The sequence below is a fragment of the Candidatus Tisiphia endosymbiont of Beris chalybata genome (genome assembly GCF_964026555.1).
Taxonomy (GTDB): domain Bacteria; phylum Pseudomonadota; class Alphaproteobacteria; order Rickettsiales; family Rickettsiaceae; genus Tisiphia.
Map to the genome: position 1 here is coordinate 1,009,353 of NZ_OZ032159.1, position 13,216 is coordinate 1,022,568.

13 protein-coding genes are annotated in these 13,216 nt (G+C 32.9%); 7 read left to right on the top strand and 6 right to left on the bottom strand.

Annotation, left to right across the window (positions count from 1 at the left end; all coding sequences use genetic code 11):
* Positions 1-174 precede the first annotated feature (174 nt).
* Positions 175-1,674: an Npt1/Npt2 family nucleotide transporter gene (locus AAGD44_RS04895; protein ID WP_341763633.1), complete on the bottom strand. Its 1,500-nt coding sequence runs from the start codon at positions 1,672-1,674 to the stop codon at positions 175-177.
* A 229-nt stretch (positions 1,675-1,903) separates the two neighbouring features.
* On the opposite strand from AAGD44_RS04895, the gene AAGD44_RS04900 reads away from it, so the two are divergent.
* On the top strand, positions 1,904-2,890 hold the full coding sequence (locus tag AAGD44_RS04900; protein ID WP_341763634.1) for an alpha/beta fold hydrolase: 987 nt from the start codon (positions 1,904-1,906) through the stop codon (positions 2,888-2,890).
* Between the two features lie 66 nt (positions 2,891-2,956).
* Entirely contained in the window at positions 2,957-4,138 is a 1,182-nt protein-coding gene (locus tag AAGD44_RS04905; protein ID WP_341763635.1) for an acetyl-CoA C-acyltransferase, read from the top strand.
* 161 nt (positions 4,139-4,299) lie between these two features.
* Here the strand turns inward: AAGD44_RS04905 and AAGD44_RS04910 are convergent, their stop codons facing one another.
* Positions 4,300-4,434 (bottom strand): hypothetical protein, encoded by a 135-nt coding sequence (locus tag AAGD44_RS04910; protein WP_341763636.1) that lies wholly within the window; start codon positions 4,432-4,434, stop codon positions 4,300-4,302.
* Here AAGD44_RS04910 and AAGD44_RS04915 point away from each other — a divergent pair.
* From AAGD44_RS04915 to AAGD44_RS04935, 5 genes are all read left to right on the top strand, one after another.
* Positions 4,429-4,581 (top strand): palindromic element RPE1 domain-containing protein, encoded by a 153-nt coding sequence (locus AAGD44_RS04915; protein ID WP_341763637.1) that lies wholly within the window; start codon positions 4,429-4,431, stop codon positions 4,579-4,581. The genes AAGD44_RS04910 and AAGD44_RS04915 overlap by 6 nt on opposite strands.
* Before the next feature lie 97 nt (positions 4,582-4,678).
* The gene (trxA, locus tag AAGD44_RS04920; RefSeq protein WP_341763638.1) at positions 4,679-5,002 is read left to right on the top strand and encodes a thioredoxin; all 324 of its coding nucleotides are present in this window, start codon (positions 4,679-4,681) and stop codon (positions 5,000-5,002) included.
* 113 nt (positions 5,003-5,115) lie between these two features.
* Positions 5,116-5,853 (top strand): ABC transporter ATP-binding protein, encoded by a 738-nt coding sequence (locus tag AAGD44_RS04925; RefSeq protein ID WP_341763639.1) that lies wholly within the window; start codon positions 5,116-5,118, stop codon positions 5,851-5,853.
* Position 5,854: 1 nt separating this feature from the next.
* Positions 5,855-6,631, top strand: a complete 777-nt coding sequence (locus AAGD44_RS04930; protein WP_341763640.1) for an ABC transporter permease — start codon at positions 5,855-5,857, stop codon at positions 6,629-6,631.
* Positions 6,628-9,966, top strand: a complete 3,339-nt coding sequence (locus AAGD44_RS04935; protein WP_341763641.1) for a 2-polyprenylphenol hydroxylase — start codon at positions 6,628-6,630, stop codon at positions 9,964-9,966. The genes AAGD44_RS04930 and AAGD44_RS04935 overlap by 4 nt, the downstream gene beginning before the upstream one ends.
* On the opposite strand, the gene AAGD44_RS04940 is transcribed toward AAGD44_RS04935, so the two are convergent.
* From AAGD44_RS04940 to atpD, 4 genes are read right to left on the bottom strand one after another with little or no spacing between them, the layout of a single operon-like run.
* Positions 9,967-10,293: a DUF721 domain-containing protein gene (locus tag AAGD44_RS04940; protein ID WP_341763642.1), complete on the bottom strand. Its 327-nt coding sequence runs from the start codon at positions 10,291-10,293 to the stop codon at positions 9,967-9,969.
* Positions 10,290-11,294: a glycosyltransferase family 4 protein gene (locus AAGD44_RS04945; protein ID WP_341763643.1), complete on the bottom strand. Its 1,005-nt coding sequence runs from the start codon at positions 11,292-11,294 to the stop codon at positions 10,290-10,292. Before AAGD44_RS04945 ends, AAGD44_RS04940 begins: the two co-directional genes overlap by 4 nt.
* Positions 11,295-11,339: 45 nt before the next feature.
* On the bottom strand, positions 11,340-11,753 hold the full coding sequence (gene atpC / locus AAGD44_RS04950) for a F0F1 ATP synthase subunit epsilon (RefSeq protein WP_341763644.1): 414 nt from the start codon (positions 11,751-11,753) through the stop codon (positions 11,340-11,342).
* Positions 11,754-13,196 carry a F0F1 ATP synthase subunit beta gene (atpD, locus tag AAGD44_RS04955; protein WP_341763645.1) on the bottom strand — a complete coding sequence of 481 codons (1,443 nt, stop codon included), beginning with the start codon at positions 13,194-13,196 and terminating at the stop codon, positions 11,754-11,756.
* Positions 13,197-13,216 lie beyond the last annotated feature (20 nt).

A 13,216-nucleotide genomic window follows, 5' to 3' on the forward strand; every position in this document is an offset into this window, starting at 1 on the left:
ATCATTAGTTTATCTCCTTATACTACTTTAAAGATATTATGTTAGACAAGGCAATCTTAGCGAAGTACACCTAAAGCTTAACTAATACTTATTTTTTTAATAAAATAAGTATCCAAATTAACTCAGTTTAAAATTGTTGTGGAAATTCAACTGTTAGGAGGTAATTATAAATTATTAGACAATTTTCTTATATTCAAAATATATTTTTCTTACAGAATAAATCCATATAATACAAACAACTGTAAATATACTCATTAAGAGCGAAGAAATGGAGTGAAAAGTTGCCGTTGGTACTAACGTAAAAATGATTGATTGTATTAACCCACTTGAGGATTTGCCAACTTTAGAACTAATTACATCAACCGCTGCCTTGCCTTTAGTTTTTAATTCTGGATCCAGGGGTATATAGAGCATTTCCCTTGAAGTATCCCAAATAGAATATTTAGTCCCTTTTGCCAGAATGTTTTGTAAAGCCCCGACTGATACTGCAAGCGCTAAAGGGGTCATTAATATAGTGCTCTCAAATAATGATAATACTTGGTTCTCGAATACAATTAAAATAAAAAATAATATACCAGTAACCATTATTATAATTGGGGAAATTACTGCGGCAACGAACCAATTGTGGCTGCGCATTATATTATTACCAACTATAGTCATTACCATAATAGCAACTCCTGTCCAAAGTATATAAAGACTATTGAACTCAGCGTAACTATTAACAGTAGGGTATAATTCCTTAATTTTTGCTTTCCACACAGCTTCTACTAAATTCATAGACAAACCAAACGCTGCAGAACAAATTAACATCAACCACAAATATTTAGATCTGGTTATATATTTAAAGCTTTCAATTAAACCCATACTTTCCTTAGTTGATCTACCACGTTTAGCAGGGGCATAAAATGTAGGGTTAGTAAAAACATTTTTCGTAATAAATTTTACAAATAAACATGATATAATTGCAGAAAGTATCACTAAGCTTATCGATATTTTTACCAAAAGAGTTTTATCATCTGCTATGTTAAAAAAGTTTTTAGCAACAGTACTTTCAGATGAAAGGTTCATCATTAAAAAGCCAACAAAAATTAAAGAAGAATTGCCAAATAATGAAAAAAGAGTATAAAACCTCTTCGCTTCTTCAGTAGTAGTAAGCTCATTTGCAAACTGCCAAAACAATAAGACATAAAATATATTAGGCCAGAGCTCAGCTAAGGTATAGAAAATGACATAGCTCCAATTGTTAATTAAAGCTATATACCATTTAAAATGAGGATAATTTAACGCTACTTGTTCTAAAAAAACACTTTTAACATGGAAAACTTGAACGTTAGGATAAAGGATAAAAGCAAAAAGAATAAAGAATCCAACAAAAAAGCTTATTAAGTAATAATAAATCTTTTCAAAACTAAAATGATTAAGCATTTTAGCATATATTATCACAAATAGAGCAGCAGCAGGGGTAACACAGTAGACTTTAGTAAAACTAACTACTTCTGCGCTAATTTCTGAGATTAATATACTATCTTTTAAAATTCTTAATATGTTTTGATTAAATAGGACAGTAAACATCAACCCACACATCGGTATAAACTTTCCAAGTTCATAATTATGAATAGGCCAAAATATAGTTCTGAATTTACCTTTAAATGAGCTTGACCGCGAACTAGCCATATCAATATTTCCTAAGGCAAAAAAAAAATTTAAGACAGCTAATTAGCTTAAATAATTCTTAATTTTTAGGGTTGAGAATATCCTCGAATTCTTTACAATATAATTGATATATAATTACAAAAATAAAATATAAAATATGAGAGTTTTGCACTTATATATTATTGCCTTAATTCTGTCAAGGTGTTTGTAACTAGGTCAGCTTAAGAATAGATTCCTATATAAGGTAAATATGTTACAAGATCAATGCCAGCAATATTTTGATGAATATAATTATTATTCATCCCTAAATTCACTAGGCAACAATTACTTAAAACTAGCACAAATAGTAACCAAAACACCATATTATCAAATTTTATCCTATAAAAGCCTTAAAAATAATAACAATAAGACCTTTTTAGTTATTCCTTCAATTTTTAACTCGCCGGAAATTCTTTTTTTATCCCACTCAATAAGTTTTATTGATAATTTAAGACAATACGGGAATGTTTTTTTAGTGGACTGGTTTGAGCTAAATAAAGCTAATTATTTATTAGAGGATTATGCCAAGTGGGTGGTAGAGGTGGTTATAGCACTAAGGAAAAAAAATAACCAAATAATAGATTTAATAGGGCATTGTATAGGAGGTAATTTAGCTATTGCCGCTGCAATAATATTCCCAGATTCAATCAGAACATTAACTTTATTATCCACCCCGTGGGATTTTTCTCATTTTGCTTTATCTCGTAATATACATCAATATTTTGGTTTAGGTTCAGATGTACAAAATTTATCAATGATTCCGAAACTATATATTCAAATTCTTTTTTTTCTAATGTTCTCCGGTCAGTTTAGCGGAAAGCTTAATAAATTCTTTGTTATAAAGTCATTGAAAGAGAAAGATTTAACTTTTAGAATAGAAAATTGGTTATTATCTGGTGCTGCTTTACCAAAAGGAACATATATGCAAATTATGGATGAAATAATAGGTAATAATATGTTCATGAAGCTACAATGGCAAGTTGATAATGTTATTATGAACCCATCGTTAATAACGAAGCCAGTATATCAAATAGTGGCAGATAATGATAAAATAGCGCCTGGTTCTTCTATTTTACCTTTGCATAAATTATTTAAAAAATCTACACTTATAAAAGTAAAAGGAGGGCATATTAGTTATTTAATTAATAATAAATTATCTGCCTTACTAAGGGAATATAACAATTCATCTGAAGATTAAAAGAATCTAGTACTTGTTTTTTTGGGCAGGGAGTCTATTTAGAATAATTTTCTATAGGAGTAAAAAATGAATAATAAAGCAGCTTACATAGTGTATGCCAGGCGAACAGCTGTAGGTTCTTTACTAGGAAGTTTAGGGCAAATTTCAGCTGCTAAGCTCGGTTCGCTAGTGATAGGATCAATCGTAGGAGAGAGTAAATTAGACCCTTTTCTTATTGATGAAGTTATAATGGGGCAAGTGATTACTGCAGGGGCAGGGCAAAATCCTGCTAGACAAGCCTTATTGCAGGCTGGTTTACCTCAAGAAGTTAAAGGTTTTACGATTAATAAAGTATGTGGTTCTGGCCTAAAAGCAGTCTGTTTGGCCACTAGCTCTATTATGGCTGGGGAGAATGAGATTGTTATAGCAGGAGGTCAAGAGAATATGTCCTTAGGGCTGCACGGAGCTTACATTAGAGCCGGACAGAAGCTAGGAAACATCACGATGGTTGATTTAATGCAGTATGATGGTTTAGTAGATGCCTTTTCTAATAATTCAATGGGAATTACTGCAGAAAATATAGCCAAGAAGTTTAATATTAGTAGAGAAATCCAAGATGAATATGCAGCAAAGTCCCATCAAAAAGCAAGTAGAGCACGAACAGAAGGATATTTTAAAGATGAGATATTGCCAGTAGAGGTTAAGGTAAAGAAGGACATCTTACTGTTTGATCAAGATGAAGGTATTAGGGCTAATGCTAGCTTAGACGTGTTAGCGCAACTTAAGCCTGTTTTCGAGAAAGGAGGCACTGTAACCGCTGGTAATTCTTCTTCTATTAATGATGGGGCGGCTTGTGTAATGGTAGTATCGGAAGAAGCATTAACTAAATATAATTTACATCCCCTTGCTCGAATAGTATCTTATGCTAGCACTGGAGTAGATCCTAATATTATGGGGACCGCTCCTGTCCCAGCCTCTCTTAAGGCCTTAGCAAAAGCCGGATGGAGAGTAGAAGATTTAGATGTAATAGAAGCAAATGAAGCTTTTGCTGCACAAGCTATTTATGTCAACGAACGTATGAAATGGGATATTGATAAAGTAAATATGAATGGAGGAGCAATAGCAATAGGACATCCTATAGGAGCAAGTGGAGCAAGAATTTTTGTAAGCTTGATCCATCAAATGAAAAGAGTCAACGCTAAAAAAGGATTAGCAACACTTTGCATAGGAGGAGGTTTGGGGATTGCTATGTGCGTAGAAGCAGTTTAAGTTGTATACCCCTATGATATAAATTTGCATGCGTCGTTGCTCAAATAGCTCGCCTATTATCTATAGGCTCTACCATTGCGCCTAGCAGCAAAAAATCATCGGAAGAGGAGTGTATTTATCGGCAATGCTCCATTAAGTATGCTTATTTTAAAAGCAGTTATTTACAACCCTAATTTTTCTCCATATAATTCAAAAATAATAGACTTTCTGCATAAGTCAAAATAGCTTTGAGAATTATTAGGAGAAATGAACCTGTCTCCAAAGCGTATTTCTGTTCGTAAATAGACCTCTTGCATAACCTAAAGATAATTGAAGAATTTTTAGGAGAAACGAAGTCGAGTACCGCAGCGTACATAGACGTACGTGAGGAACAGAGAGGAGTTTCGACGACAAAATTACCAATTAGATTAGGTTATGCAAGAGGTCTAATGAAAAGGTGGTAGACGAAGCTCAATGCAAGTGGAGACAAATGTCGACGACAAAGTTACCGGCTAGATTGAGTTATGCAGAAAACCAATAGTAGAATAATATGAGGAATATATGGTAAATGATGTAACCGATGGTACATTTGAAAAAGAGGTTTTAGAATCAACTATGCCTGTTGTAGTTGATTTTTGGGCTAGTTGGTGTGGGCCTTGTAAAATGTTAACTCCTATCCTTGAAGAGCTAAGCACCGAATTAGAAGGTAAAATAAAGGTCGTTAAAATAAATATAGATGATAATCCTAACACCCCTTCAAAATTTGGTATTCGTAGTATTCCCACAATGATCCTATTTGAAAACGGAAAAAATGTGGCTACTAAAATGGGAGCCCTGCCTAAAGATACTATTAAAGAATGGATTAATTCTTCAGTAAAAGTATAAAATAGTATACCTTAAGATAAAATAAAAAAATAATCCAGATATACGTAGCTGTATATCTGCAGGTCCCTAATTTATATTAGTTGACTTATCGTCAAGCAAATTACATTTAACTTATGACCTATAAAAAAGCATCTATCGATATAATTGATGGATATGTGGAAGGGATTAATAACCAGCAACGAGTAGAAAGTTTAAAACATTTTTTCATAAAAGGAGGAAAAATATTTCCTTCGTCAATTCCAATCTTAAATAAGATAAATTTTTCTTGTAAAGTAGGAGAAAAAGTTGCTTTTATAGGGAGTAATGGTTCAGGCAAAAGCTCTCTACTTAAGGTAATAGCAGGCATTTATCCTTTAAAATCCGGGATGCGGAAAGTACATGGTAATTTTGCTGCTATCATTGAAATGGGGGTGGGGTTTGAATTAGAACAAACTGGCAGAGAAAATATTAAAATACTTATGCTTTATAATAATATGTTAAGTAGATATAGTAAAAAATTAGAAGAAGAAATTATTGATTTTACCGAGTTAGGAGTAAAAATAGATTTACCTATAAAAAATTATAGCTCAGGAATGTTAGCAAGGTTAGCATTTTCTGTATCTGTTTTTCAAGAAGCAGATATTCTTCTCCTAGATGAAGTTTTTGCTGCTGGAGATAGTCATTTTATTGAAAAATCTACTAATTTGATCAGGAATAAGATGCGGAATACGCCAATTTTAATATTGGTTAGCCATCAAGAAAGTATTGTAAAAAATAATTGTACTAGATGTATTTTATTAAAAGAGGGTAGTATTGTAGCGGATGGTAATCCAGATGATGTATTAAAAATCTATAATAATGGAAATTACTAATATGATAAGCTATTTTTTTTCTAAAAAATACTGGCTGCCAATTATGTTACTGACACAAACTGCTATAGTTCGTCAAAATAAAGATTCTTTTTTAGGTTCTTTATGGGGATTAATCCAGCCTTTTACGCAGGTAATAATAATATCGTATTTTTTTGGCTTTTTACTTAAGTTGCCAAAAGACCAATTAATTATGAATTTAGTAGGGGCTTTACCGTTTTGGCTATTTATTGTTAATAGCCTAAATATAGCGACAAATTCTATAATTGCTCGCTCGGGAATTATAAAAAAAGTAGTAATCTCTAGGACAATCTTTCCGTTTTCTGATAGTCTAGTGCAAGTTTATACTCTAATCTATTCTTTTGTAGCTATGTATATAGCCTTTATAATTTTATACCCTGAAAAGTTTTCTATATGGATAATTTTTCTACCAATCCTTGTATTGCCCTTAATAATTTGTGTAGTTAGTGTTTCTATCGCTTTTGCCTTTCTAACTCCCTATATACGTGATATTCCGCAGCTATTAAATTTAATTTTAAATATTGTTTATTGGACCATACCTATAGTATACCCCTACTCTATAGTACCAGAGTCAAAAAGAATATTTTTTGAGATCAATCCTGTTTTTATTGTTATAAGGCCTATGCAACATCTAGTAATAGAAGGAAACATGCCGGATGTATTTATGATTATTAAATCTGTTATTGTAGCTATTATTACTTCATTTGTGAGTTACTTAGGCTATAGATGTCTTTCTAAGAATGTCATATATTACGTATGAACCTTGCTTTTGGGTTAGATTTTATAGAGTTACAAACCCTAGAAGGCCTTAAAAAATTAGATCAAATTTTCCAAAAATTTTTACAAGATCATAATTATGATCTTTATAAAAAGCTATCATTCTTCAGAAATAATGCTGATAAAATTAATCCGAATTATTATTCGGAGTTTCTACTAGAGATTTCTCCTATATTAGATGATTTTTTAGCGCAACTTTTTGGTATTGAGTCAGAAGTAGCAAAATTAAGATTTACTCATAAAGAGTTTGATATAATTTATGAATGTAAAAGAAAGTTTGTGCACCGTACTGCATTAAAAAAATACCCATATGAAAAATTAAAAGAGTTAAATTTTAATAAGCTATTAAGCTCTATAGAACAATTTTTAGGAGTAGGTTTTACTGAAGATAAATTTGCCCAACAAGTATTAGCATGGCAATTAAATGAGGAACTATATTCTGTCGAGCTAAATGAAGCGGCAAAATATGCTGCTTGCATGGTTTATAGTAACCCAAATAGTATATTATTCTCAAGACCTAGTAAAATTGATCAAAATAATTTAATTGATGATAATAAGGTAGAAAGCTATAAACAGCGGGTGAGAGTAGGATTTGATTTTTTTGATCCTGAATTTAATTTAAATAGAGCTTTAAATGGAGCTAATTATTGTATTTATTGCCATAAAACCGGTAAGGATTCATGCTCTAAGGGCTTGTTCCTGCCAGGTGTGACTAATAAGGAAAATCCCTTAGTAGCAGAGGATGCAATCGCCCCGGCTTTTGTATTAGCAAATCAACAGCCGTTGAAAAATGGTAATGCCCTAAAGTTAGGATGTCCTCTTAAACAGAAAATTTCTGAAATGAATTATGTTAAAGCAAAAGGTTTTAATTTAGCTGCTCTGGCTATTATTATTATTGATAATCCAATGGTAGCTGCTACCGGGCATAGGATTTGTAATGATTGTGCTAATTCATGTATCTATCAAAAGCAAGAACCTGTAGATATCCCTCTAATAGAATCTAATATTTTGCAGGAAACTTTATTATTACCCTATGGGGTAGAGATATATTTATTACTGACGAATTGGAACCCTCTTAATATCCTTTCTCCGTTACCTGCTGCCTCAACTAATTATAAAATTTTAGTAGCAGGGCTCGGCCCTGCTGGCTTTAGCTTATGTTATTATTTATTACGAGAGGGACATAATGTAGTGGCAGTAGATGGTTTTAAAATTAATCCCCTACCTTTTGATATAGTCAATTCAGGAGAATTTGGTGCTAGGAGCGATGGAGCGACGCCTATATATAATAGGCAAGCATTGAGTGACGATGTCACCAACTTCTCATCAATTGACTATAGTAGTAAACCTATTAAATATTGGCTTGATTATAAAAAAAAATTGTCAGAGAGAGCTCCTGCTGGTTTCGGAGGGGTAGCGGAATATGGCATTACACCAAGATGGGATAAAAATAATTTAACTATACTACAATTAATATTACAACGAAATAGCCATTTTCTTCTATTTAGTGGGGTAAGTTTAGGTAGTAACATAACAATCGAACAAGTTATAGAGCTAGGTTTCGATCACTTAGCTATATGTACCGGAGCTGACACCCCTAAAGTAGTAAAGATGAAAAATTTTCTTGCCAAAGGTGTGAGAACTGCGTCGGATGTTTTAATGACCATTCAATCTGGAGGAGCATTTTTAGAAGAATCTATCACTAATTTACTTATTAGAATGCCGATTATTGTTATAGGGGGAGGGCTTACTGCAGTTGATGTCGCAGTTGAATCTCTATTTTACTATAGGGCACAAGTAATAAAGTTTTATAAAAAATATCAAGCATTAATTAAGCAGAATGGAACCAACTATACTGAACGAGACTGGACGAAAGAAGATAGGTTAATAGCTGAAGAATTTATTACCCATGCTAAATTATTTCAGGTAGCTCAAGATAAGGAAGCTGTTTTAAATATTTTAAATGAATTAGGAGGGGCAACAATTTTTTATAGAGGCAAATTAAAGGATTCCCCTGCTTACAAATTAAACCCTGATGAAGTAATGTATGCTATGGCTACAGGCATTAAGTTTGTAGCCAATATGGATCCTGTAACCATTAATGTAGATGAATATGAATATACTGAATCTGTAGAATTTAACAATTTAGGTATTAAGAAAAAAGTTTTAGCTCGCACAGTCATTATGGCTGTGGGAACCGAAAACCATCGGGATTTTTTAAAAAATAACTATAGCAAACAAGGGAGCACTAACAATTTTTTACCCGAAAAAATAACTCCCTTTATAACTTATTTTGGTGATTGTAATCCTTTATTTGCAGGAAGTGTGGTCAAAGCTATAGCAAGTAGTAAAGAAGGATATAAGTTTATTAGCCAGAATCTTCTTAAAAATAAACCAAATTTCTCTGGTAATTACTTAAATTTTTTTGCCAAGCTCGATTATTTACTAATCAGCTATATTCAGGAAGTTAATGTTTTGGCGCCAGAGATAATAGAGCTGGTAGTTCACTCGCCCTTAGCTTCTCAAAATTTTCGGCCAGGTCAATTTTTCCGTTTACAGAATTATGCCAAGGATATTGCAAAAATTATGGAGCCTTTAGCTCTTACTGGTGCTTATGCAAGGCCTGAGAAAGGCTTAATTAATTTAATAATTCAGGAAAAAGGGGGGACAAGTAGATTATGCCGAACTTTATCAAGAAATGAACAAATAGTTTTAATGGGGCCTTGTGGTAATCCAACTGAAATATTAAAAGATAGCACTTTAGTGCTGATTGCTACTGGAATTGGCAACGCTCTTTTAATTCCTGTTGCGCAAGCCCTTAAAAATAATAATTGTACAATAATTTATTTGGCTGGCTATAAAAAATTACAAGATAGATTTTATCAAGAAAAAATAGAAAATTCAGCAGATATAGTTATCTGGTGTGGTGAGGAAGAAATTTTGCCAAAAAATAGGGTAAGAGATATTAGTATTAAGGGAAATGTCATTGATGGTATAATATATTCGAGTAAATTGCAAGAATTAAAAGAGTCTATAGTTCATGTCAATAGAATAATAGCTGCAAGTAGTCCAAAAATGACCAAAGCTATTAAAGATATAAAAGATGAAATTTTTAGCTACGATATCCCCATGATAGTTAGTCTAAATTCCCCTATGCAATGTATGATGAAAGGCATTTGCGGGCAATGTATACAAAAAGTTACCAATAAACAGCAATATATTTTTGTTTGTGCTTGTCAAGAGCAAGAGGCTAAAATAGTTGATTTTGAAGGACTAAAAAATCGTTTAGAGCAAAATTCTTTACAAGAAAAATTATGATTAATGTGAGTATGGTTTAGCTGAATATATAGTAGTTTTTAAATTATGTATAGCCTTAAAGCCTAAGTAAACAGAAATGCGTTCTATTATTATGTGTTGATGGAAGGAAAGCTCTAGCGCGATGCTTGAGTTTTCTACTTGTACGTGTAGAACATTGAGAGCTAATCCTTTTTCTTTAATACTGCCTATTCTTAGAGGGGTAGCTTGCGAGCTAAATTTGGGTCCAACAATTTTATCCCAATTAACCATGATTTCAGCAAGTAAAGGGTGTTGTCTTCCAAAAATTCTTTTGATAATTATATTGATATCATGGCTAAGCAGTTTCATATTGTAAAATTAATTATTGTAATCATTACTACTAATATAGCAAAGATAATTGACATTAAAGGAAGGTAAAGAGAGGTAATAGAAAGTAGCATAAGCAGTATGTTGCACGATATTATTCTGCTTACTATTTGTCTATGGGTTTTTCCTTTCCTTACAGCCTTTTGAAAAAAATGCTGTAAATGAGGTTGCCAAATCTTTTCTTTATTGAGAAGCCTAGTTAAAATAGTTAGTCCTCCATCTGCTAGGTAATACAAAGGCGCAATACAGGAAGCAATAAATAAACGGGAACTAGAAGCAGAGACTAACAGGAAACATAAGCCTAACATAAAACCTAAACTTATACTACCTACATCACCTAAAAAGATTTTAGCAGGATTCCAGTTAAATAACAAAAAGCTTAAAGAGCAGGCTAAAATCAGTACATTAAGTATAACTATTAAATTTACGTTTATTATAGTATCAGTTTTTAAATAACATAATATTAATAGCGTAATAGATAAATGGGTAGACTCCGAACAGCTAATACCATCTATTCCATCAAGAAAATTATAAATATTTAAAAAAGTAGTTAAAGCAATTACTACTAATAGGAAATCAATAGCTGCAGGTACTTCGTAATGAAATAAGGAATGGGGAGATAAAAATAACCTGGCGGCTATTGCAGAACAAATTATATGAATAATTAACCTTATGAATATGGGTATAGAAATCAAATCATCTAAAAACGAAATTATAGAAATAATAGATAATACCGGTAAAAATTTAATAGAGTTCGTTAAAGAAGAAGTTAGAAAATATTCATAACTACTAAACCCAATTATTATTACTATAACTATTGCAAGCCCTCCGCCCCTGGGGGTAATTTTACTGTGAGCCCTGCGATTATTCGGGATATCTACTAGCCCTAAAGACGGAAGAATAGGAATTAAAAGTCGGGTAAGGAGGGTAGTAGACATAAAAGCTAATAAAAATAAGATACTATAATAAAAAAAAATCTCCATAAGCCCTAACTATCAATGGTTTTGCTACTTGAAAAAAAGATTTAATTATAAATTAGTAATACTGATTTTGCTAGGCTCAACTCCTTGTTCTAACATTTTTTTTAGGAGCTCTATTTTGGCAGGCAATTCAGTTAAGGATAGGCTTGTCACATCAATAGCAAATTCAGTGATTATATTTACGCTTTTATTAGTTATTTCTGCTATCCCAGTACATACAAAAAATTTTAATAGCTGAATATTTGTTTTATCTAGGTGCTCGAGCGTAGGCTCTTCTGTTAGCTTAGAGTTGGTAGCTATTGAAATTTTTACTAATCCTTCTTTTAGGTTGACAATTAGCAAGGTATGGCCTGGTAGAATCCCGAGCTCTCCTGCGGCTCCAGGGATTGTTACCATTAGCGCTTCTTTATCAAATAAGATGCTGGTAGGGATTATAATCTTCACCTGAAGAATTTTATTCATTTAGTTACTCTTAACAATTTTGTCCTGAAGTTTTTCGCCCTTTGCTATGGCTTCGCTAATATTACCAACCATATAAAAAGCACTTTCTGGTAAGTGATCATATTTACCTTCTACTAAGCCTTCAAACCCCTCAATCGTATCAGTGAGGTTAACAAATTTTCCAGGAGAACCAGTAAATACCTCAGCTACATGAAATGGTTGAGATAAAAATCGTTGTATTTTTCGTGCCCTTGTAACAATTAATTTATCAGATTCTGATAGCTCGTCCATTCCTAAAATAGCAATTATATCTTGTAATGATTTATATGTTTGTAGAATTTTTTGGACATTACGGGCAACGGAGTAATGTTTCTCGCCAACAATTACTGGATCTAGCATTTGCGAACTACTATCTAATGGGTCTACAGCGGGATAAATGCCCAGTTCAGCAATTTGTCTACTAAGTACCGTAGTTGCATCCAGGTGGGCGAAAGAAGAAGCAGGCGCTGGGTCGGTTAAATCATCAGCTGGGACATAAATAGCTTGCACGGAGGTAATAGAGCCGTGTTTAGTGGAAGTAATACGTTCTTGTAGTTCTCCCATATCAGTTGCAAGAGTTGGTTGATAGCCAACTGCTGAAGGGATCCTGCCTAACAGTGCTGATACCTCAGAACCAGCTTGGGTAAACCGGAAAATATTATCTATAAAAAATAATACATCTTGTCCTCCCTCTAAATCTCGAAAACTTTCAGCTATAGTAAGGCCAGTTAAAGCAACTCTTGCCCTGGCACCTGGTGGTTCATTCATTTGCCCATATACAAGGGTAACTTTAGATTTTTTGGGCTCCTGGAGATTAATTACCCCAGAAGTAATCATTTCATGATAAAGATCATTACCTTCTCTGGTCCTTTCTCCCACTCCGGCAAACACGGTATATCCGCCATGGGCTTTAGCTATATTGTTAATAAGTTCCATAATCAATACTGTTTTTCCCACGCCAGCACCGCCAAATAACCCAATCTTTCCTCCTTTTACATAAGGGGCTAAAAGATCAATTACTTTAATTCCTGTTACTAAAATATTTTTTTCAGTTGATTGGTCAATAAAAGCTGGGGCTGGCTTATAAATTGAAGAAAAATTGGTAGCATTAAAACTCCCTCGTTCATCAATTGGGTCACCTGTTACATTCATTATTCTCCCAAGCGTTTCTAGGCCAATAGGTACTTTAATACTGTCTCCTGTATCAACCACTGTTTGTTCTCTTACTAAGCCATCGGTTGGATGCATAGATATACAGCGTGCTATATTATCCCCTATATGCTGCGCTACTTCCAATATCACTTTACTGCCATTATTATCACACTCAAGCGCATTTAAAATTTTTGGTAAATAATTATCATCACCGAAATGTACATCAACGACAGCTGAAATAATTTGTACAATTTTACCTGTATTATTAGTCATATATTCTCTTCAATAAGTTC

Excerpts from the sequence above, each read along its gene's own strand:
- AAGD44_RS04900 (WP_341763634.1), top strand. The coding sequence starts at position 1,904 with ATGTTACAAGATCAATGCCAGCAATATTTTGATGAATATAATTATTAT.
- atpD (WP_341763645.1), bottom strand. The coding sequence starts at position 13,196 with ATGACTAATAATACAGGTAAAATTGTACAAATTATTTCAGCTGTCGTT.
- AAGD44_RS04945 (WP_341763643.1), bottom strand. The coding sequence starts at position 11,294 with ATGGAGATTTTTTTTTATTATAGTATCTTATTTTTATTAGCTTTTATG.
- AAGD44_RS04910 (WP_341763636.1), bottom strand. The coding sequence starts at position 4,434 with ATGCAAGAGGTCTATTTACGAACAGAAATACGCTTTGGAGACAGGTTC.
- AAGD44_RS04930 (WP_341763640.1), top strand. The coding sequence starts at position 5,855 with ATGATAAGCTATTTTTTTTCTAAAAAATACTGGCTGCCAATTATGTTA.
- AAGD44_RS04905 (WP_341763635.1), top strand. The coding sequence starts at position 2,957 with ATGAATAATAAAGCAGCTTACATAGTGTATGCCAGGCGAACAGCTGTA.
- AAGD44_RS04935 (WP_341763641.1), top strand. The coding sequence starts at position 6,628 with ATGAACCTTGCTTTTGGGTTAGATTTTATAGAGTTACAAACCCTAGAA.
- AAGD44_RS04940 (WP_341763642.1), bottom strand. The coding sequence starts at position 10,293 with ATGAAACTGCTTAGCCATGATATCAATATAATTATCAAAAGAATTTTT.
- trxA (WP_341763638.1), top strand. The coding sequence starts at position 4,679 with ATGGTAAATGATGTAACCGATGGTACATTTGAAAAAGAGGTTTTAGAA.
- atpC (WP_341763644.1), bottom strand. The coding sequence starts at position 11,753 with ATGAATAAAATTCTTCAGGTGAAGATTATAATCCCTACCAGCATCTTA.
- AAGD44_RS04895 (WP_341763633.1), bottom strand. The coding sequence starts at position 1,674 with ATGGCTAGTTCGCGGTCAAGCTCATTTAAAGGTAAATTCAGAACTATA.
- AAGD44_RS04925 (WP_341763639.1), top strand. The coding sequence starts at position 5,116 with ATGACCTATAAAAAAGCATCTATCGATATAATTGATGGATATGTGGAA.